The sequence below is a fragment of the Cupriavidus sp. 05T42 genome (assembly GCF_056396345.1).
Genome location: NZ_JBFTLH010000005.1, coordinates 1 through 19,474 on the forward strand (window position 1 = coordinate 1; position 19,474 = coordinate 19,474).

The window sequence follows — 19,474 nt, forward strand, 5'->3', positions numbered from 1 at the left end:
GAGCCGCCGCGGGAGCCGGTGCCGGGGCGGCGGCCGGAGCCGGGGCAGGCGCGGCGGCGCCGGCACCTGCCGGCTCCAGCATCACCAGCACCGAGCCTTCGGCCACGTTGTCGCCCACCTTGATGCGGACTTCCTTGACGGTGCCGGCCTGCGGGCTGGGCACGTCCATGGTCGCCTTGTCCGACTCCAGCGTCACCAGCGCGTCTTCCGCGTTGATGGTATCGCCCGGCTTCACGTGCACTTCGATGACGGGTACGGCGTCATAGTCGCCGATATCCGGCACCTTGATTTCAATCGCTTGACTCATTCAGTGTCTCTCCTGGGCAGCCGGCACTCGCGTCTACACACGACAAACGCTCGGCGAGGTTACTCTCGCCTCACGCTTCTGTCACGTTGCCACGCCGCAAGGCGCCGCCGGGCCAGCCGGGGGCGCCCGCGGCGCGGCGGGTGCCGCACTGCGGGGGGGTTCAGGCGTGTAAGTCCGGGAATCAGACCGACATCGGGTTCGGCTTGCTCGGGTCGAGGTTGTACTTCTTGATCGCCTCGGCGACCTTTTCACGACCGATCGCGCCTTCGTCGGCCAGCGCCTTCAGCGCGGCCAGCGTGACCCAGTGGCGATCCACCTCGAAGAAGTGGCGCAGCTTCTCGCGGGTATCCGAGCGGCCGAAGCCGTCGGTGCCCAGCACCACATAGCGGCGCGGCACGAACGGACGGATCTGCTCGGCGAACGCGCGGATGTAGTCCGTGGAGGCGATGACCGGGCCGCGCACGCCCTTGAGCTTCTGGGCGACGAACGACTCGCGCGGCGTCTCGGTGGGGTGCAGCAGGTTGTGGCGCTCGGCGGCATTGCCTTCGCGGGCCAGCTCGGTGAAGCTCGGGCAGCTCCACAGGTCCGACTCGACGCCCCAGTCCTTCTTGAGCAGCTCGGCGGCGGCGATCACCTCGCGGAAGATCGTGCCCGAACCCAGCAACTGCACGCGCGGCGCGTTGCTGTTCTCCACGCCCTTGCGGAACTGGTACATGCCCTGGACGATGTCGCGTTCCACGCCAGCCGGCATTTCCGGGTGCTCGTAGTTCTCGTTCATCACCGTCAGGTAGTAATAGACGTCTTCCTGTTCGGCGTACATGCGGCGCATGCCGTCCTGCATGATCACGGCCAGTTCGTACTGGAACGTCGGGTCATACGAGATGCAGTTCGGGATCACGGCGTGGAACACGTGCGAATGGCCGTCCTCGTGTTGCAGGCCCTCGCCGTTCAGCGTGGTCCGGCCCGAGGTACCGCCCAGCAGGAAGCCGCGCGAGCGCATGTCGGCAGCGGCCCAGCACAGGTCGCCGATACGCTGGATGCCGAACATCGAGTAGTAGATGTAGAACGGGATCATCTGCACGCCGTGCGTCGAGTACGACGTGGCGGCAGCAATCCAGTCGCACATGGCGCCGGCTTCGTTGATGCCTTCCTGCAGCACCTGGCCAGTCTGCGATTCCTTGTAGAACATCAGCTGGTCGTGATCCTGCGGCACGTACTTCTGGCCTTCCTGGTTCCAGATGCCGACCTGGCGGAACAGCCCTTCCATGCCGAACGTGCGCGACTCATCGGGCACGATGGGCACCACGTGCTTGCCAATCTTCTTGTCCTTGAGCAGCGTGTTCAGGATCCGCACGAAGGCCATGGTCGTGGAGACCTCGCGGCCTTCGCCGGTGGCCTTGAGCAGCGCGTCGAACGCGGCCAGCTCGGGCACCGGCAGCGCTTCCGCCTTCAGGCGGCGGCTGGGCAGGTAGCCGCCCAGTTCCATGCGGCGGGCGCGCATGTATTCGAGTTCCTTCGAGCCATCCTCGAAGGTCAGGTACGGCACGTCCTCGATCTTGTCGTCCGTCACCGGGATGTTGAACTGGTCGCGGAACTTGCGGATCGCGTCCACCGGCATCTTCTTCTGCTGGTGGGCCACGTTCATGGCCTGGCCGGCATCGCCCATGCCATAGCCCTTGATGGTCTTGGCCAGGATCAGCGTCGGCTGGCCCTTGTGCTCGCTGGCGGCCTTGTAGGCGGCGTAGATCTTGTGCGGGTCATGGCCGCCACGGTTCAGGCGCCAGATGTCGTCGTCGGACCAGTCGGCCACCATGGCCTTCAGCTCCGGCGTGTTGAAGAAGAACTCGCGCACGTAGGCGCCGTCCTTGGCCTTGAAGGTCTGGTACTCGCCGTCCACGCATTCCATCATGCGTTTCATCAGCAGGCCCTTGGTGTCGCGTGCCAGGAGCTGGTCCCAGCGGCTGCCCCAGACCACCTTGATCACGTTCCAGCCCGAACCGCGGAATTCCGATTCCAGTTCCTGGATGATCTTGCCGTTGCCGCGCACCGGACCGTCCAGGCGCTGCAGGTTGCAGTTGATCACGAAGACGAGGTTGTCCAGCTTCTCGCGGCCGGCCATGCCGATCGCGCCGAGCGATTCCGGCTCGTCGGTCTCGCCGTCACCCAGGAAGGCCCAGACCTTGCGGTCGCCGGCCTTGGCCAGGCCGCGGCTGTCCAGGTACTTCATGAAGCGCGCCTGGTAGATCGCCATGATCGGGCCCAGGCCCATCGAGACGGTCGGGAACTGCCAGAAGTCCGGCATCAGCCACGGGTGCGGGTAGGACGAGATGCCCTTGCCGTCCACTTCCTGGCGGAAGTTGTCGAGTTGCTCGGGGGTCAGGCGGCCCAGCAGGAAGGCGCGCGAGTACACGCCCGGCGCCGAGTGGCCCTGCACGAAGACGAGGTCGCCGCCGCTCTGCTCGGACGGGGCGCGCCAGAAGTGGTTGTAGCCGACGTCATAAAGCGTGGCGGCCGACGCGAACGACGAGATATGGCCGCCCACGTTGGTGTGCTTGTTGGCGCGCAGCACCATGGCCATCGCGTTCCAGCGCGTGTACGAGCGGATGCGGTGCTCGATATCCTGGTCGCCTGGAATGCGGGCCTGCTGCTCCACCGGAATGGTGTTGATGTACTGCGTCTCGGCGTGGAACGGCTGGGTCACGCCGTTCACGCGTGCATATTCGATCTGCTTTTCGATCAGGAAAGCGGCGCGTTCCGCACCTTCGGCCGCCAGCACGCCCTGCAGGGCATCCAGCCATTCATGCGTTTCCTGGGGATCGGCGTCGTTGGCGCTGCTCGCGCCGAGAATCTGCTCTGGTACGGCTGACATGAGACTGTCTCCTGGTGAATTCCTGGCGAGCGCACGAGATCCGCCCGCATTGTCTGGTCGAAGCGATTCTATGGAAGCACAGCAGAGGCTGACAAGCGAAATTTTCAGATTACGGATTCGTTTCTTATAATGTGAAATATTGCGGCGGTGCACCAGAGCGCGCGCGCCGCAGGCCGATGTCGCCCGCGCATTGATCGGACGCCGCTTCCTCGCCAGCCCTGCCCGGGGCACGATCCGCGCAAACTTGAGCAGGTGCCGCATAGGCGCTTTCCCCAAGCGACGCACCGCAATAATCCCTATACACTGGCCGGTCAGCCGTCAATCCCTTATGCAGTTCCTCCAACGACTCCTCTCCGGCCTGCGCACGGCCATGCTTCCCCCAAATCCCTCCGGGGCCGTGACCCCGGCCACGGTGGAAGCGTCTGCCGCCGCGCACCATGCCGCCCAGCACGCGGCCCACGCCGGACGCGACGGCGATCCCCATGACGACGTGGCGCACGACGCCGCCGACGCCCACGAAGCCGACGGCCCCTTCGCCGCCGCGCCGCGCCGGCTCTGGTGGCTGCGCTGGCGCAACCTCGTGGCGACGAGCTGGTTCATGTTCATCCCGCTCGTGGCGATTGTGCTCTTCACCGTGGCGATGGGCGTCATCCTGTGGTCGCTGCACGAGACGGAGCGCCAGCAGCAGCGCGACGCCCTGTACCGCGACGCCGCCTGGGCGCAGCAGCGCGTGCGGCTCTCCCTGCTGAGCAACCAGGACCAGCTGGCCTCGCTGGCGCGCGACATCGCCGCCGCGCAGCTCGACCAGGGAGCCTATCGCACGGCCGCGCAGGAAATCTTGCGAGAGAACCCGGAAATCGTCTTTGTGAACTGGCTCGATGCCACGCGGCGCGGCCGCTGGTCGCTGCCGTCCACGTCGGAGTTTGCCGGCCGGTTGCGGGAGACCGTCGACCATCCGCTGGAGCCGGAAGTCCTCGACACCTTCGACGCCGCCCGCGAGACCCAGCGCGTGGTCTACTCCCGCCCGCTGATGAACGACCGCGGCGACAGCTTCATGCTGATGGAAGTGCCGATCGTGCGGGACAACGAGTTCCTCGGCACCCTCGGCGCGCTCTATTCGATCAACGGCATCCTGACCCACCTGCTGCCGCCCGAGCTGACGGAGCGCTACCGCTTCTCGCTCATCGACAAGAACAACCAGACGCGCGCGAGCACGTCGCTGCGGCCCGTGCCGGGCAATGCGCTGTCGTACGAAGTGCTGCTTGATCCACCTGGACACTCGCTCTCGCTGCGCGCGGATGCCTACCCGCCGCCATCGAACCTGCCTAACAACATGCTGCTGTGGCTGGTGGTGGGGCTGTCCTGCTTCCTGCTCTGGAGCCTGTGGAGCATGTGGCGGCACACCAGCCGCCGCTCCGAGGCGCAGCGCGCCCTGCTGGCCGAGACCTCGTTCCGCCGGGCGATGGAAAACTCGATGCTGATCGGCCTGCGCGCGCTCGACCTGAACGGCCGCATCACCTATGTGAATCCCGCCTTCTGCCGCATGACGGGCTGGTCCGAGGGCGCCCTGGTCGGCCGCGTGCCGCCGTTCCCCTACTGGCCGCCCAACGACCAGCAGGAGATGCAGAAGCAGATCGACCTGACGCTGCAGGGCAAGTCGCCCGCCACCGGCTACGAGATGCGCGTGATGCGCCGCGACGGCAGCAGCTTCTTCGCGCGGATGTACGTCTCGCCACTAGTAGACGGCCGGGGCCGCCATACGGGCTGGATGAGTTCGATGACGGACATCACCGAGCCCAAGCGCGCCCGCGAGGAACTGGCCGCCGCACACGACCGCTTCACGACCGTGCTGGAAAGCCTGGACGCCGCCGTGTCCGTGCTGGCCACCGACAAGGCCGAGCTGCTGTTCGCCAACCGCTATTACCGGCAGCTGTTCGGCTGGGAGGCCGAGGGGCACCTGAAACTGGCCGGCGACGACTTCGACCGCGAGCAGATGTCGAGCGACAACACTGACTTTGTCGACGCGTACGCCGGCCTGCCGGCCTCGGAGCTGATGCCGTACGCGTCCGACGCGCGCGAGGTCTTCGTGCCAGACATGCAGAAATGGTTCGAAGTGCGCCGCCGCTATATCCAGTGGGTGGACGGCCACCTGGCGCAGATGCAGATCGCCACCGACATCACGGTGCGCAAGGCCGCCGAGGAAATGGCGCGCCAGCACGAGGAACGGCTCCAGTTCACCAGCCGGCTGACCACGATGGGCGAGATGGCGTCGTCGCTGGCGCACGAACTGAACCAGCCGCTGGCGGCCATCAATAACTACTGCATGGGTGCCGTGGCGCGGCTCCATTCGGGGCGCAGCACGCCGGAAGAGCTGATTCCTGTGCTCGAAAAGACGTCGGCACAGGCCGTGCGGGCGGGCACCATCATCAGCCGCATCCGGGGGTTCGTGAAGCGCAGCCAGCCGCAGCGGCGCGAGGCATCCCTCCACGATATCGTGGCGGACGCCGTGGGCCTGGCCGACCTGGAAGCCACGCGCCGCCGCGTGACCATCCTCACCCGCCTGCCTGCCCCCCCGCTGCTGCTGTACGTGGACCCGGTGCTGATCGAGCAGGTGCTGGTGAACCTGCTCAAGAACGCCGTGGAGGCCATGGCCGGGCTGCCTGCCATGCGCGCCGCCGGCGTGGTGCGCCTGCATGCGCGTATCGAGCCGGTGGAGTTCGGCCAGTGCGTCTGCATCGACGTGATCGACCAGGGCCCGGGCGTGGACGAAACCACCAAGGAGCGCCTGTTCGAGCCGTTCTTCAGCACCAAGTCCGACGGCATGGGCATGGGCCTGAACATCTGCCGCTCGATCATTGAATCCCACCAGGGCCGGCTCTGGGTGGAAAACAATGTGGACGGGATCGGCTGTACGTTTAAAATCACGCTGCCGCTGCAGCCTGCGCTCCCCCAGCAATAAGCCCGGGCACCCCGGCGAGACAGACGCGATGAGACCTTCCGCCGCGGGGCTTGGGTGGGTCGCCGCAGATCTGCCACTCGACCGGATAGTGTTGCGCACGCCGCCAGGCGGTTACACTTAGTTGCAAACGACTTGGTCGTTAACGAATTTGCCCCAGGAGACTTCATGACCGCAACGCCCAGTCCCACTCCGCATCGTGGCGAGACCGTGTTCATCGTCGATGACGATGAAGCCATGCGCGACTCGCTGACCTGGCTGCTGGAGGGCAATGGCTACCAGGTGCGCAGCTTCAACAGCGCCGAGCAGTTCCTGTCCGCCTACGATGCCGGCCAGGTGTCCTGCCTGATCCTGGACGTGCGCATGCCCGGCATGAGCGGCCCGGAACTGCAGGAACGCATGCTGGCCGAGCACATCGACATTCCCATCGTGTTCATCACCGGCCACGGCGACGTGCCGATGGCCGTGTCCACGATGAAGCGCGGCGCGATCGACTTCATCGAGAAGCCGTTCGACGAATCCGAGCTGCGCGCGCTGGTGGAGCGCATGCTCCAGAAGGCCCGAACGGACCATTCGGCCGCCCGCGAGCAGCGCGCCGCCAAGGACCTGCTGGGCAAGCTGACCACGCGCGAGCAGCAGGTGCTGGAGCGCATCGTGGCCGGCCGCCTGAACAAGCAGATCGCCGACGACCTGGGCATTTCCATCAAGACGGTGGAGGCGCATCGCGCCAACATCATGGAAAAGCTCAACGTGAATACCGTGGCGGATCTGCTGCGACTGGCACTGTCGCGCAACAGCTGATCGGCTGGATGGACGGGGAAAAAACGGCGCAAAGGCGCCGTTTTTTTATGGATCGTCGATCAGGAGGTTGGCGGAAAAAGTAATGCAAACAGCACAATCATGCCGAACTGGGTGTGCCACAAACTGTCCCGTCCGAGCAGCTTGCACCGCGCCAACTGCCCGCCGATGGGCGCCAAACCCTTATAATCCGGCTTTGTCCGCGACGCCGCCGCCCCGCGCGCGCCGCCTGCCCCGACTTCCCAGCCTCTCCCGCAGAATCCCATGCCCGCCCAACTGATCGACGGCAACGCCCTTGCCAAACAAATCCGTACCGAAGCCGCCCAGCGCGCCGCCCGCCTGACCGAGAAGGGTCACCAGCCCGGCCTCGCCGTGGTGCTTGTGGGCGAGGATTCCGCCAGCCAGGTCTATGTGCGCAACAAGGTCAAGGCTTGCGAGGACAACGGTTTCCATTCGTCGCTGGACCGCTATCCGGTCGATCTGTCCGAAGCCGACCTGCTGGCGCGCATCGACGAACTGAACGACGACCCGAAGATCCACGGCATCCTGGTGCAACTGCCGCTGCCGAAGCACATCGACAGCCACAAGGTGCTCGAAGCCATCGCCCCGGAAAAGGACGTGGATGGCTTCCACGTGGCCAACGCCGGCGCGCTGATGACCGGCGCCCCGTTGTTCCGCCCGTGCACGCCCTATGGGTGCATGAAGATGCTGGAATCGATCCAGTACCCGCTGCGCGGCGCGCGTGCCGTGGTGGTGGGCGCCTCGAACATCGTCGGCAAGCCGATGGCCATGCTGCTGCTCCAGGCCGGCGCAACCGTAACGATCTGCAACAGCAAGACGCGCGACCTGGCCGCCCATACGCGCGAGGCCGATGTGATCGTGGCCGCCGTGGGCCGCCGCAACATCATCACCGCCGATATGGTCAAGCCGGGCGCCGTGGTCATCGACGTCGGCATGAACCGTGACGATGCCGGCAAGCTGTGCGGCGACGTGGACTTCGCCGGCGTGCGCGAGGTGGCCGGCCACATCACCCCGGTGCCGGGCGGTGTGGGGCCGATGACGATCACGATGCTGCTGATCAACACCCTCGAAGCCGCCGAGCGCGAAGCCGGCCTGTAATCCGCCGGCCGCCGGGCCCCAATCGGCCCGATAGGAAAGTCGAACTGGAAATTTCCGCGCAGACGCCTCATCTTTGCACGTGTGAACGTATAAAGACCGAGGCTCGCCAACCGAGAACCGCCATGACCGTGAACAACGACCGCGCTACCAATCCCCTGCTCGACTTTACCGACCTGCCCCGCTTTGCCGAGATTCGTCCCGAGCACATCAGCCCGGCGCTGGACGTGCTACTGGCCGACGCCCAGGCTGGCGTGGCCCGCGCCGAAGACCCGGCCACCCCGGCCACCTGGACCAGCGCCGTGGAAGCCCTCGAGGCCGCCACCGAGCCGCTCGGCCGCGCCTGGGGCGTGGTGGGCCACCTGAGCGCCGTGGCGGACACGCCCGAACTGCGCAAGGTCCACACCGACAACCTGCCCCGCATGACCGAGTTCTGGTCGTCGCTGGGCCAGAACCTCGCGCTGTTCGAGAAGTACAAGGCCGTGGCCACCGGCCCCGAGTTCGCGGGCCTGACGCCGGCGCGCAAGCAACTGCTCGAAAACGAGCTGCGCGGCTTCCGCCTCGGCGGCGCCGAGCTGCCCGAAGACCGCAAGCCGCGCTTCGCCGAGATCCAGGAGCAGCAGGCCCAGCTTTCCAAGGCCTTCTCGGACCACGTGCTCGACGCCACCAATGCCTACGCCCTCTATATAGAAGACGAGGCGCGCCTGGCCGGCATTCCCGCCGATGCGAAGGAAGCCGCCGCCATCGCCGCGCAGAAGGACGAGAAGGCCGGCTGGAAGTTCACCCTGCACTTCCCGTCGTACTACCCGGTGCTGCAATATGCCGATGACCGCGCGCTGCGCCAGACCATGTACGAAGCGAGCGTGACGCGCGCCTCGGAACTCGGTGCGCAGTACGGCAGCGGGCAGGCCGACTGGGACAACACCGCCAACATGCGCGAGCAGCTGACGCTGCGCCGCGAGGAAGCGCAGATGCTTGGCTACAACAACTACGGCGAGGTCTCGCTCGTGCCGAAGATGGCCGAGTCGCCGGCCGACGTGCTCAAGTTCCTCGACGAACTGGCCGTCAAGGCGCGCCCCTACGCCGAGCGCGACTGGGCCGAGCTGCGCCAGTTCTCCGCCGCCGAGCTGGGCCTGGCCGAGCTGAAGCCGTGGGACGTGGCCTACGCGTCCGAGAAGCTGCGCCAGCAGCGCTATTCGTTCTCGGACGACGAAGTGAAGCAGTATTTCCAGGAGCCGAAGGTGCTCGAAGGGCTGTTCGGCGTGGTCGAGAAGCTGTTCTCGGTCAGCATCCGCCCGGACGAAGCCCAGACCTGGCACAAGGACGTGCGTTTCTACCGCGTGGTGTCGCCGCAGGGCGCCCTGCTCGCCCAGTTCTACATCGACCTCTACGCACGCGAAGGCAAGCGCGGTGGCGCCTGGATGGACGATGCGCGCGGCCGCAAGGAACGCGACAACGGCACCGTGCAGACCCCGGTGGCCTACCTGACCTGCAACTTCACGGCGCCCGTGGGCGGCAAGCCGGCGCTGTTCACGCACGACGAGGTCATCACGCTGTTCCACGAGTTCGGCCACGGCCTGCACCACATGCTGACGCAGGTGGGCGACCTCGGCGTGTCCGGCATCAACGGCGTGGAGTGGGATGCCGTGGAACTGCCGTCGCAGTTCATGGAGAACTTCTGCTGGGAATACGAGGTGCTGGCGAAGATGACCGCCCACGTCGAGACCGGCGCCCCGCTGCCGCGCGCGCTGTTCGACAAGATGCTGGCCGCCAAGAACTTCCAGAACGGCATGATGACGCTGCGCCAGATCGTCTACTCATCGTACGACATGCACCTGCACACCGACTATGACCCGCAGGGCCAGACCTCGGTGCTGGAACTGTCGCGCGAGATCAACGACAGCAAGCACGTGGTGCCGCAGTCGCCGCTGTCGCGCTGGCCGAACACGTTCAGCCACATCTTCGCGGGCGGCTACGCGGCGGGCTACTACAGCTACAAGTGGGCCGAAGTGCTGTCCGCCGATGTCTACGCCGCGTTCGAGGAAGCCGGACAGCTGTCCGGCAGCGTGCTCGATTCGGCCACTGGCGAGCGGTATCGGCGCGAGATCCTGTCGGTGGGCGGCAGCCGCCCGGCGATGGAATCGTTCGTGGCCTTCCGTGGCCGCGCCCCGCAGATCGACGCGCTGCTGCGTCACGGAGGCATGGCGGCGTAATCGTCACATTTACTTCCCGCTTCGCTGACCAGGCGCCCGGCTCATGGACTTTCCTTTCCCAATTCGTCAGGAATGTCCGCCGGGCGCTTGCGTCTGCAACCGGGAGGTCTTGCTTGACGATCCCCAGGCCGACCATCGCATCCTGCGGCTGACGCAGCAGGAGGAAAAGAAGCTCGTGGCACGGCTGGAGCAGCTCACCTCGCTCGAGGAACTGCGGCACATGGAAGCCCGCATGGCCGAATTGCTTGGCATCGAGGTGACCATCACGCCGAGCGCGAACGAAGTCCGCACGACGCGCGGCTTCCGCATCGAACTGGCCGACCGCCCGGGCCTGTGCCGCAAGACCCGCCAGAATATTCCCGCCGCGATTCGCCGCTGCATGGACGCCCATCCGGAAATCGCCTACGCCATCCTCGATCAGGGCGACCTGCTGGGTGGCGGTTTGGGCGAATGAGCCTCCCTCCCCGACTAATAAGAACACTCCACACCGAACAACGATGAGAATCGCCTCCTGGAACGTCAACTCCCTCAAGGTGCGCCTGCCCCAGGTGCTGCAATGGCTTGCCGCGCAGGACGCCGCCGGCACGCCCATCGACGCGCTCTGCCTCCAGGAACTCAAGCTGCCCGACGACAAGTACCCGCTGGCCGAACTCGAGGCGGCTGGCTTCCATAGCGTCTACACGGGCCAGAAGACGTACAACGGCGTGGCGATCGTCGCCCGTGACGGCACCATGCCGGCCGCCGCCGACGTGGTGCGCAACATCCCCGGCTACGAGGACGCCCAACAGCGCGTGGTAGCCGCCACCTATGGCGACGTGCGCCTGATCAGCGCCTACTTCCCCAACGGCCAGGCGCTCGATTCGGACAAGTTCGTCTACAAGCTCGACTGGCTCCAGGCCATCACCGGGTGGCTGCGCGAGGAAATGACGCGCTACCCCAAGCTGGCGCTGCTCGGCGATTTCAATATCGCCCCGGAAGACCGTGACGTGCACGACCCCGCCAAGTGGGAGGGCCAGAACCTGGTCTCGCCCCAGGAGCGCGACGCCTTCAAGGCGCTGATCGCGATGGGCCTGGTCGATTCGTTCCGCCTGTTCGAACAACCGGAGAAGATGTTCTCCTGGTGGGACTACCGGATGATGGGCTTCCGCCGCAACGCGGGCCTGCGCATCGACCACATCCTGCTGTCTCCCGCGCTGGCGGCGGCCTGCACGACTTGTGGCATCGACAAGGAGCCGCGCCGCTGGGAGCAGCCGTCGGACCATACGCCGGTCGTGGCCACGCTGAAACTCGACTGAACGGCGCGGCTGCGGCATCATCGTCGGATGACTGCGCCCCCGCTTTCCCCACCATCCCCGCCATCCCCTAAACCGGCGGCGGATGCCGGCAATCGCCTGCTCCGGCTGTTCCCATGGCGCCACCGCGTGACGCGGGCCGCGCTGCGCGCCGATCTCATCGCCGGGCTGCTCGGCGCCGTGCTGGTGCTGCCGCAGGGCGTGGCGTTTGCCACGCTGGCCGGCCTGCCACCGCAGTACGGCATCTATACCGCCGTGGTGCCGTGCATCGTCGCGGCGCTGTTCGGTTCGAGCTGGCATGTGATGTCGGGGCCGACCAATGCCAACTCGCTGGCGCTGTTCGCCATGCTGAGTCCGGTGGCGTTCGTCGGCAGCCCAGCCTACATCGCGCTGGCGCTGGCCGTGACGATCCTCGTCGGGGTGTTGCAGCTGGCGGTGGGTGCCCTGCGGCTGGGGTCGCTGGCCAACTTCATCTCGCCGTCGGTGCTGCTCGGCTTCACCTGCGGCGCGGCCACGCTGATCGGACTCTATGCCTTGAAGGACCTGTTCGGGCTGGCGGTGCCCACCGGCACCAGCGCGTTCGGCGTGGTCCGCTTCCTGTTCGAGAATGCCGCCACGATCAACTGGAGCGCCGTGATTGTCGGCGCGGTCACGCTGGCGGTCACGCTGGTGGTGCGGCGCATCTCGCGCCGGCTGCCGTTCATGCTGATCGGGCTGGTGGGCGGCTTCGGCGTGGCGCTGGCGCTCAACCACTGGGACGGCGCGCACCATGTGAACGTGGTCGGGCCGATTCCGTCGGCGTTGCCGCCCTTCCAGGTGCCGGACATCAACTGGCGTACCGTGCCGGACCTGCTCGGCATTGCCGCCGCACTGACCATCGTCGCGCTCGGGCAGTCGATCTCGATCGCCAAGGCTGTTGCGGCGCGCTCGGGCCAGCATGTGGATGCCAACCGCGAGTTCATCGGCCAGGGGCTCTCCAATATCGCGGGCGGATTGTTTTCCAGCTATATCTCGTGCGGCTCGCTGAACCGGTCGATGCCGAACTTCGAGGCCGGCGCGCAGACGCCGCTGGCCAGCGTGTTCTCGGCGGTGCTGCTGGTGGTGCTGGTCATGGTCAGCGCCCCGCTGCTGGCGCAGATCCCGCTGGCGGCCATCGCAGCAATGCTGCTGCTGGTGGCCTGGGGCCTGCTGGACCTGGCACGGCTGCGGCGCATCGCCGACCTCTCGCGCACGGAGTTCGCCATCGCGGTGGGCACCTTCGCCGCTACGCTGGTGATCCGGCTGGAGATGGCGGTGCTGCTCGGCACCATCCTGTCGCTGGTGGCCTACCTGTACCGCACCTCGCGTCCGGCCGTGCGTAGCCTCGTGCCCGACGCAGACGATCCCGGCCGCCGCTTCACCCCGCTCGACGAACTCCGTCGCCCGCAGCCCGAATGCCCGCAGCTGAAGCTGCTACGCATGGAAGGCGCGATCTACTTCGGCGCGGTGCAGTACGTGACGGACCGGCTGCACTGGCTGCGCACGGTCAACCCCGGCCAGACGCGCCTGCTGGCGATGACCAAGAGCATGAACTTCATCGACCTGGCCGGCGCCGAGATGTGGGAGACGGAACTGGCCGAGCGGCGCGCGGCCGGCGGCGACCTCTACTTCCACCGTCCGCGCACGCAGGTGCTGGAGACGTGGGAGCAGACCGGCTTCACCGACAAGCTCGGGCGCGACCACATCTTCCAGACCAAGCGGCAGGCGCTGCACACGATCGTCCGGCAACTGTCCCCGGAAATCTGCGCGCAATGCCACGTGCGCATCTTCGAGGAATGCGCACAGCAGCCCGGCGGCGCGGAAGCGCCCGCACCGGTACCAGCGGATGCCGAAGCGGCTGACGCACCGGAGACCGGCACGCAGGAAACCGCCAAGACCTAGGCCCTGAACCGGTAGGGAAAACGTAGAAAACTAAGGGATGTAGCCAGAATGTGCGCCGGTCGGCCGGTAGGGAAACCGTGCCGAAACCGGCGGCGGAGGGTTGCTGCCGTCGCCTTACACGGACGCCGTTGCCGACGCCATCAGACTGGCGCCACGTGGGCGCGCTTCACCACGACCGGCTGGGGCACGCCCTGCTCGATCAGTACCACGGCGGCGCGCTCGATGGTCTCGCGACCGGCGCGGAACGCCTCTTCCAGCGACAGCACCTGGTCGGCACTGAAGCCTTCCCACAGTGCCTCGCGTGTCACCACGCAGGTCACTTGCTCACCATCGACAATCGCGTGGAACAGCAGGCCCTCATTATTGATGTCGTAGCGATCTTGCTCTTGGAATTTGATTTCCATCATCACAGCCCTCCATATGCAAGTGGAGAAGCATCCTAACATGGCTCGACGCCAATCGTCTGCGATCCCCTGCACTGTGCCATGTGAATGCGATTCGTCTCACTGACCAGCGCGACGGGATGCAAGTTCCGTCGGCATGGCGCCGAGCGCAACAGGGTCGCACGGCGACATGACAATGCCGTGAGCGCCACTGGCGCGGGGCCATGCATGGAATATTTGACAACGCTGAAAACGGTGATAAAATCTCGGTTTTCGTTGGGGCGTTAGCTCAGTTGGTAGAGCAGCGGACTCTTAATCCGTAGGTCGAGTGTTCGAGTCACTCACGCCCCACCAGCGAATTCAAAAAGCCCGGAATCAGCAATGATTCCGGGCTTTTCTTATTCTTGGTCCGCCTGCATCAATCCGCGCCGGCCGCCCGCTCGAACAGCGTGCGCGCCAGCCGGCGGTGATCGCCAAGCACCACGGGCAGGTCGGCCGTCAGCAGTTCGCCGTCGCGCACCACCACGCGGCCGTTGATGATGCTCGTGGCCACATTGCCCGGCGTGCAGAAGACCAGTGCCGCCACCGGATCATGCCCGGCGCCCGCGTAGCCCACGCCCGACATGTCGAAGGCGACGATGTCCGCCGACATGCCCGGGGCCAGCGCGCCGATATCGTCACGGTTCAGCACCCGCGCGCCGCCGAGGGTGGCAATCTCCAGCGCCTCGCGCGCGCTCATCGCCGCCGGGCCGAAGCCCACGCGCTGCAGCAGCATGGCCTGGCGCGCCTCGCCCAGCATATGGGCGCCATCGTTCGATGCACTGCCGTCCACGCCCAGGCCCACCGGCACGCCGGCATCCCGCATCCGGCGGATCGGCGCGATGCCGGACGCCAGCCGCATGTTCGAACACGGGCAATGGGCCACGCCCGTGCCGGTGCGCGCGAACAGCGCCACGCCCTCGTCGTCCAGCTTCACGCAGTGCGCGTGCCAGACATCGTGACCGACCCAGCCCAGCTCCTCGGCGTACTGCGCCGGCGTGAGGCCGAATTTCTCGCGCGAATAGGCGATGTCGTTGTCGTTCTCGGCCAGGTGGGTGTGCAGGGAGACGCCGTAGTGGCGCGCCATGACCGCCGACTCGCGCATCAGGTCACGCGAGACCGAGAACGGCGAGCACGGCGCCAGCACCATGCGCAGCATGGCGTGGCGGGAATCGTCGTGATACTGCTCCACCAGCCGCTGGCTGTCGCGCAGGATGGCGGTTTCCGACTCCACCACCACGTCCGGCGGCAAGCCACCCTGGCTGCGCCCGACGCTCATCGAGCCGCGCGCCGCGTGGAAGCGCATGCCCATCTGCTGCGCCGCCTCGATCGAATCATCCAGCCGCGACCCGTTCGGATACAGGTAGAGGTGATCGCTCGTCGTCGTGCAGCCGGACAGCATCAGCTCGGCCATCGCCGTCTGCGTGGATACGCGGATCATCTCCGGCGTGAGGTGCGACCACAGCATGTAGAGATTGGTCAGCCACGAGAACAGCTCGGCATCCTGCGCGGCCGGCACGGCGCGCGTCAGGCTCTGGTACATGTGATGGTGCGTATTCACCAGCCCCGGCATAACCACGTGGCCGCGCATATCGATGACTTCGGCGCGGCCTTCGTCGGCCATGCGCCGCCAAGCTTCCGGGAGATCCGCGGTGGGGCCGACCCACTCGATGGCGGGGCCGTTGGCGACCAGCGCGCCGTCCGCGATTTCGCGGCGTTGCGTGTCCATGGTCACGAGGACATCGGCGTGCTGGAGGATCAGGGTCATGGCGTAGGTGTATCGAAGTTGCGGACACCCCGGAGTCTACTGGCGCCACCCAGCGCGCCAAAGCGTCAAATTTCGACGTAGGTGTCCACAATTTGTGGACAGGTCGCCGCGCAAGAGCCCACCAAGTCAGCGGAACAACCCGTCCAGCGCTGCGCCGATGGCCTGCGCCATCAACTCGCCCGCCGCGCTCATCGGCCCGCGCGCCCGCGCCACCAGCCGCAGAGTCTGGCGCTGCAGGCCCCCATCGCGCAACGGTACGAAAACCAGCGCGCCGCGCGCGCGGTCTTCCATCACATCAAGCGGATTGAGTAGCGCCACGCCGCCGCCGGCCGCCGCCAGGCGCTGGATCAGCACCACCGAGGTCGATTCCACAGCGGGTGTGACGTCGATCGATTGGCGGGCGAAGGCGTCGTCCACCAAGGCGCGGATCGACAGTGTCGGCGCGGGCAGGATCAACGGATAGCCGGCCACCTCGGCGAGCAGCGCGGAGGGCTGCGCGGCCAGCGGATGACCGGGCGCGACCACCGCGCCAATCGACCAGTCACGGCTCGCGGCCACGCGGAAGGCGGCCACTTCGGGCAGGTCGTAGCCGAGCCCGAGGTCAGCATCGCCCTGCTCCACCGCGGCGACGATGCCGTCCACCGGCAGATCCGCCACGCGCACGGCGATGCCCGGATGCTGCTGGCGGAAGTCGTGGACGAGCGAGGGCATCAGCGCGCCGGCCAGCCCGGAGGTGGTGGCCACGGTAACCATGCCGCGCCGCGCGCCCTTGATCTCGGCGATGCGCGCCTGGAGCGCGTCGTGCTCGCGTAGCGTCTGGCGCACATGGGCGAGCACCATCTCGCCCAGCGGCGTCAGGTGCAGGCGTTTGTGGATGCGCTCGAACAGCGGCGCGCCCAGTTCGGCCTCCAGATCGAGGATCTGGCGATTGATGGCCGTCGGCGCCACATGCAGATGCTCGGCCGCGCGGCGGATGGAGCCGCGCCGGACCACCTCGTCGAAATACCGCAGAACGCGCGCGTGCATGGAGATGCCCGGAAGCCGAAGTGCGCGCATTGTAATCCGCTGGCATTGCGGTGCAAAAAAATGCGCCGAGGGGCTTGCGTCGTATTCGGTACCTTGCTACAATCTTTTTCTTCGTTGGGGCGTTAGCTCAGTTGGTAGAGCAGCGGACTCTTAATCCGTAGGTCGAGTGTTCGAGTCACTCACGCCCCACCAGCGAATTCAGAAAAGCCCGGAATCCACAAGGTTCCGGGCTTTTTGCTTTGCATCGACGTTTTTGCTTCGCCTCAGCGGCATTGCGCCGCACTTTCCCGCCCGCCACCGGGTTCTCACCGATTTCCCTGCAGAACCCTTTCAGGGTTGAATGCCTGTCAACGCACATCACGGAACGAAGTTCCGTATTGCGGAACTAGACAATACCGGAGGCATCTCTTGAAAGCAGTTCTGAAAGCGGGCGCGGCCGTCGCCCTGGCCATGCTGGGCCTGGCACAAGCGGGCATCGCCCACGCGCAGGCGTATCCCAACAAGCCGATCCGCCTGATCGTACCGTTCGCGGCGGGCGGCACCACCGACATCGTCGGCCGCGCCGTGTCCGACGCACTGGGCCGCGAGCTGGGCCAGCCCGTGGTGGTGGAGAACCGTGGCGGTGGCGGCGGCGCAATCGGCGCCGACGCGCTGGCCAAGTCCGCGCCGGACGGCTACACGCTCGGCATCGCCACCGTGAGCACGATGGCGACCAACCCGGCCACCAACGCCAAGAATCCGTACGATCCGATCAAGGACTTCGCGCCGATCACCAACCTGGTGAACGTGCCGAACGTGCTGACCGTGAACCCGAAGGTGCCGGCGAAGAATCTCAAGGAATTCGTCGCACTGCTGAAGGCCAACCCGGGCAAGTACAGCTACGCCTCGGCCGGCAAGGGCAGCATTTCGCACCTCGATGGCGAGCTGTTCAAGTACATCACCAAGGCCGATATGGTCCACATTCCTTACCGTGGATCGGGCCCCGCCCTGAACGACACGCTGGCCGGCCAGGTCAACGCCCAGTTCGACAACCTGCCGTCGTCGATGCCCTTCATCCAGTCCAGCCGCCTGCGCGCGCTGGCTGTCGCCGCGCCCAAGCGCGTGGAAGGCCTGCCTGACGTGCCCACCTTCGCAGAGGAAGGCATGAAGGACATGAACAACATGGCCTGGTACGGGCTGGTGGCACCGGCCGGCACGCCGCCGGCCATCGTCGCCAAGATCCACGATGCGGCGATCAAGGCACTTCAGGACCCCGCCGTGAAGAAGCGCCTGCATGACAGCGGCGCCTATCCGGACGGCAACACCTCGCAGCAGTACGCCGCCCAGATCAAGCGCGAACTGGACCTCCGCAAGAAGATCGCGGTGGACCAGAACATCACGCTGGAGTAATACCTGCCTCCCCTGCCGCCACCGTGGTGTGGCGGCAGCATCGCCCGAGCGCAGGATCTACAAAATTGCTGGCTGCTGCACGCGCACCCCGGTACAGTAGTAACAAAGCCATTTTTCTCATCTGCTGTATCTGTACGGAATCTGACGACCTCCGACGAATTCCCGGATATGGCGCATTACCTGCGAGGATTGAAGATGCTGAAGAAGACCGTACCGACCCTGATCATTGCTGCGCTGGCCGGCCTGGGCACCATGCAACTGGCGCACGCACAGAAGAACTACACGGACGGTGGCGACATCCACAGCGGCAGCCATACCAAGAAGGCCAGCCCGCACGCCAACACGGCCAAGTCCGGCAAGTTCGACCCGTACACCGACGGCGCGAAGAAGTCCACGCAGACCGATCTCGCCCCGAAGAAGGCCGATCCGTACACGGACGGCGCCAAGGTCGGCAAGGCTGACCCGTACACCGATGGTGCGAAGTCCGGCAAGCCTGACGTCTACACCGACGGCGCCAAGAAGCAGTAAGCGACCCAGGTCGTCGTTTTGCGAAAGCAGCCCGCGCATGTCGCGGGCTGTTTTGTTTTTGGGGCCACACGCCCCCGCCACGAGGTGCGCACGGCACCTCGTGCAAAAGGCTGATTAGGACTTACCCGATCTGTCACACCCATGTCCATACATTACTGATAGTGTCTCGCCTACCGGATGACCCGCCCACTATCAGAGGCAGGCAGCGGTGCCGCCCGGGCCGGCCAATGCACCGGCCCATGCACAGACGATGCAAGCAGGCGGCAAACCCAGATTGGGAGACCTGAGCCAATGCAGCCGAAAGCACTCGAAATCAATGAGCCGATCGTGCTCGCGCTTGTCGACGCCGTGACCGCGTGGCAAGCCGCCCTCGAACAGACCTTGTCTGTCTCGGGGCTGACCTATCCGAAATGGCTGTTGCTGCGCGCCATCCACACCGGCACCTTCCGCCGCGGATTGCCGTTGTCGGCCGCCGTGTTCATGGACGTGGCCCAGACCGAACGGCTGCTCAACGAGTTGCGCGAGGAAGGCTGGCTGGCGTTCGAGGCCAATGGCGCCCCGCGCATTGCGGCCAGCGCCGCCGCGCGGCTGGACCGTGCCGGCCAGGGCGTGAAGGCCCTGCACTCGGTCTCGGTGGGCCAGTTCAATGCCGAGGAGCGCGTGGCGCTGACCGGCCTGCTGCATCGCATGACCGGCACGCTGCAGGACCATGCCGAGCGCCATCGCCGCAATGCCGCATGGGAGCGCTCCGAAAGCTCCGTGGTCGTACCGCCCGAGGTCGGCCGCGCCGCGCTGCGCGCCGTGGCCGCCTGACCCGCTTGCGCTTCATCTGATCCCCGGGCGCCTCGCCCGTCTCAACCTGCCCGCTGA

The 19,474-nt window shown here is 66.3% G+C and carries 15 protein-coding genes and 2 tRNA genes; 12 read left to right on the plus strand and 5 right to left on the minus strand.

The features are described 5' to 3' along the window. Together AC1EJR_RS07900 and aceE are read right to left on the minus strand one after the other, a co-directional pair. Window positions 1-307 (minus strand): biotin/lipoyl-containing protein (locus AC1EJR_RS07900; RefSeq protein ID WP_477146983.1); only part of this gene is annotated, 307 nt, incomplete at its 3' end. Window positions 308-488: 181 nt separating this feature from the next. Further along, window positions 489-3,176: a pyruvate dehydrogenase (acetyl-transferring), homodimeric type gene (aceE, locus tag AC1EJR_RS07905; RefSeq protein ID WP_092292845.1), complete on the minus strand. Its 2,688-nt coding sequence runs from the start codon at window positions 3,174-3,176 to the stop codon at window positions 489-491. A 328-nt stretch (window positions 3,177-3,504) separates the two neighbouring features. Here aceE and AC1EJR_RS07910 point away from each other — a divergent pair, with 328 nt between their 5' ends. The 7 genes from AC1EJR_RS07910 to AC1EJR_RS07940 all read left to right on the plus strand — a co-directional run bounded on the left by AC1EJR_RS07910 (window position 3,505) and on the right by AC1EJR_RS07940 (window position 13,471). Next, on the plus strand, window positions 3,505-6,135 hold the full coding sequence (locus AC1EJR_RS07910) for a PAS domain S-box protein (protein ID WP_477146984.1): 2,631 nt from the start codon (window positions 3,505-3,507) through the stop codon (window positions 6,133-6,135). A 165-nt stretch (window positions 6,136-6,300) separates the two neighbouring features. Beyond that, on the plus strand, window positions 6,301-6,933 hold the full coding sequence (locus tag AC1EJR_RS07915) for a response regulator transcription factor (protein WP_092292841.1): 633 nt from the start codon (window positions 6,301-6,303) through the stop codon (window positions 6,931-6,933). A gap of 261 nt (window positions 6,934-7,194) precedes the next feature. Continuing rightward, window positions 7,195-8,049 carry a bifunctional methylenetetrahydrofolate dehydrogenase/methenyltetrahydrofolate cyclohydrolase FolD gene (gene folD / locus AC1EJR_RS07920; RefSeq protein ID WP_092292837.1) on the plus strand — a complete coding sequence of 285 codons (855 nt, stop codon included), beginning with the start codon at window positions 7,195-7,197 and terminating at the stop codon, window positions 8,047-8,049. A gap of 122 nt (window positions 8,050-8,171) precedes the next feature. Beyond that, window positions 8,172-10,259, plus strand: a complete 2,088-nt coding sequence (locus AC1EJR_RS07925; protein ID WP_477106749.1) for a M3 family metallopeptidase — start codon at window positions 8,172-8,174, stop codon at window positions 10,257-10,259. Window positions 10,260-10,302: 43 nt separating this feature from the next. Then, window positions 10,303-10,713, plus strand: a complete 411-nt coding sequence (locus AC1EJR_RS07930; protein ID WP_092292833.1) for a hypothetical protein — start codon at window positions 10,303-10,305, stop codon at window positions 10,711-10,713. A gap of 43 nt (window positions 10,714-10,756) precedes the next feature. Further along, a complete protein-coding gene (xth, locus tag AC1EJR_RS07935) occupies window positions 10,757-11,554 on the plus strand; it encodes an exodeoxyribonuclease III (protein WP_092292831.1) in 798 nt (265 codons plus the stop codon). Window positions 11,555-11,581: 27 nt separating this feature from the next. Further along, window positions 11,582-13,471: a SulP family inorganic anion transporter gene (locus AC1EJR_RS07940; protein WP_092292829.1), complete on the plus strand. Its 1,890-nt coding sequence runs from the start codon at window positions 11,582-11,584 to the stop codon at window positions 13,469-13,471. 140 nt (window positions 13,472-13,611) lie between these two features. On the opposite strand, the gene AC1EJR_RS07945 is transcribed toward AC1EJR_RS07940, so the two are convergent. Continuing rightward, window positions 13,612-13,875: a DUF1488 family protein gene (locus AC1EJR_RS07945; protein ID WP_092293309.1), complete on the minus strand. Its 264-nt coding sequence runs from the start codon at window positions 13,873-13,875 to the stop codon at window positions 13,612-13,614. Window positions 13,876-14,132: 257 nt separating this feature from the next. On the opposite strand from AC1EJR_RS07945, the gene AC1EJR_RS07950 reads away from it, so the two are divergent. Next, window positions 14,133-14,208 (plus strand) — tRNA-Lys (locus AC1EJR_RS07950). A gap of 64 nt (window positions 14,209-14,272) precedes the next feature. On the opposite strand, the gene AC1EJR_RS07955 is transcribed toward AC1EJR_RS07950, so the two are convergent. Beyond that, entirely contained in the window at window positions 14,273-15,661 is a 1,389-nt protein-coding gene (locus AC1EJR_RS07955) for an 8-oxoguanine deaminase (protein ID WP_092292827.1), read from the minus strand. Between the two features lie 126 nt (window positions 15,662-15,787). Then, complete coding sequence (locus tag AC1EJR_RS07960) at window positions 15,788-16,687, minus strand: LysR family transcriptional regulator (RefSeq protein WP_092292825.1); 900 nt, start codon at window positions 16,685-16,687, stop codon at window positions 15,788-15,790. Window positions 16,688-16,803: 116 nt separating this feature from the next. On the opposite strand from AC1EJR_RS07960, the gene AC1EJR_RS07965 reads away from it, so the two are divergent. The 4 genes from AC1EJR_RS07965 (at window position 16,804) to AC1EJR_RS07980 (ending at window position 19,417) form a co-directional block, all read left to right on the plus strand. Then, a tRNA-Lys gene (locus tag AC1EJR_RS07965) sits at window positions 16,804-16,879 on the plus strand. Window positions 16,880-17,095: 216 nt separating this feature from the next. Beyond that, window positions 17,096-18,076 carry a Bug family tripartite tricarboxylate transporter substrate binding protein gene (locus AC1EJR_RS07970; protein WP_092292823.1) on the plus strand — a complete coding sequence of 327 codons (981 nt, stop codon included), beginning with the start codon at window positions 17,096-17,098 and terminating at the stop codon, window positions 18,074-18,076. Between the two features lie 195 nt (window positions 18,077-18,271). Continuing rightward, window positions 18,272-18,604, plus strand: coding sequence for a hypothetical protein (locus AC1EJR_RS07975; RefSeq protein ID WP_441644440.1), 333 nt, complete (start codon window positions 18,272-18,274; stop codon window positions 18,602-18,604). A 291-nt stretch (window positions 18,605-18,895) separates the two neighbouring features. Beyond that, window positions 18,896-19,417, plus strand: a complete 522-nt coding sequence (locus AC1EJR_RS07980) for a MarR family transcriptional regulator (RefSeq protein WP_092292819.1) — start codon at window positions 18,896-18,898, stop codon at window positions 19,415-19,417. The last annotated feature ends 57 nt before the right edge of the window (window positions 19,418-19,474 follow it).

Bases quoted from the DNA above. Each gene is read 5' to 3' on its own strand.
- aceE (WP_092292845.1), bottom strand. From the start codon at position 3,176: ATGTCAGCCGTACCAGAGCAGATTCTCGGCGCGAGCAGCGCCAACGAC.
- AC1EJR_RS07910 (WP_477146984.1), top strand. From the start codon at position 3,505: ATGCAGTTCCTCCAACGACTCCTCTCCGGCCTGCGCACGGCCATGCTT.
- AC1EJR_RS07915 (WP_092292841.1), top strand. From the start codon at position 6,301: ATGACCGCAACGCCCAGTCCCACTCCGCATCGTGGCGAGACCGTGTTC.
- folD (WP_092292837.1), top strand. From the start codon at position 7,195: ATGCCCGCCCAACTGATCGACGGCAACGCCCTTGCCAAACAAATCCGT.
- AC1EJR_RS07925 (WP_477106749.1), top strand. From the start codon at position 8,172: ATGACCGTGAACAACGACCGCGCTACCAATCCCCTGCTCGACTTTACC.
- AC1EJR_RS07930 (WP_092292833.1), top strand. From the start codon at position 10,303: ATGGACTTTCCTTTCCCAATTCGTCAGGAATGTCCGCCGGGCGCTTGC.
- xth (WP_092292831.1), top strand. From the start codon at position 10,757: ATGAGAATCGCCTCCTGGAACGTCAACTCCCTCAAGGTGCGCCTGCCC.
- AC1EJR_RS07940 (WP_092292829.1), top strand. From the start codon at position 11,582: ATGACTGCGCCCCCGCTTTCCCCACCATCCCCGCCATCCCCTAAACCG.
- AC1EJR_RS07945 (WP_092293309.1), bottom strand. From the start codon at position 13,875: ATGGAAATCAAATTCCAAGAGCAAGATCGCTACGACATCAATAATGAG.
- AC1EJR_RS07955 (WP_092292827.1), bottom strand. From the start codon at position 15,661: ATGACCCTGATCCTCCAGCACGCCGATGTCCTCGTGACCATGGACACG.
- AC1EJR_RS07960 (WP_092292825.1), bottom strand. From the start codon at position 16,687: ATGCACGCGCGCGTTCTGCGGTATTTCGACGAGGTGGTCCGGCGCGGC.
- AC1EJR_RS07975 (WP_441644440.1), top strand. From the start codon at position 18,272: ATGCTGAAGAAGACCGTACCGACCCTGATCATTGCTGCGCTGGCCGGC.
- AC1EJR_RS07980 (WP_092292819.1), top strand. From the start codon at position 18,896: ATGCAGCCGAAAGCACTCGAAATCAATGAGCCGATCGTGCTCGCGCTT.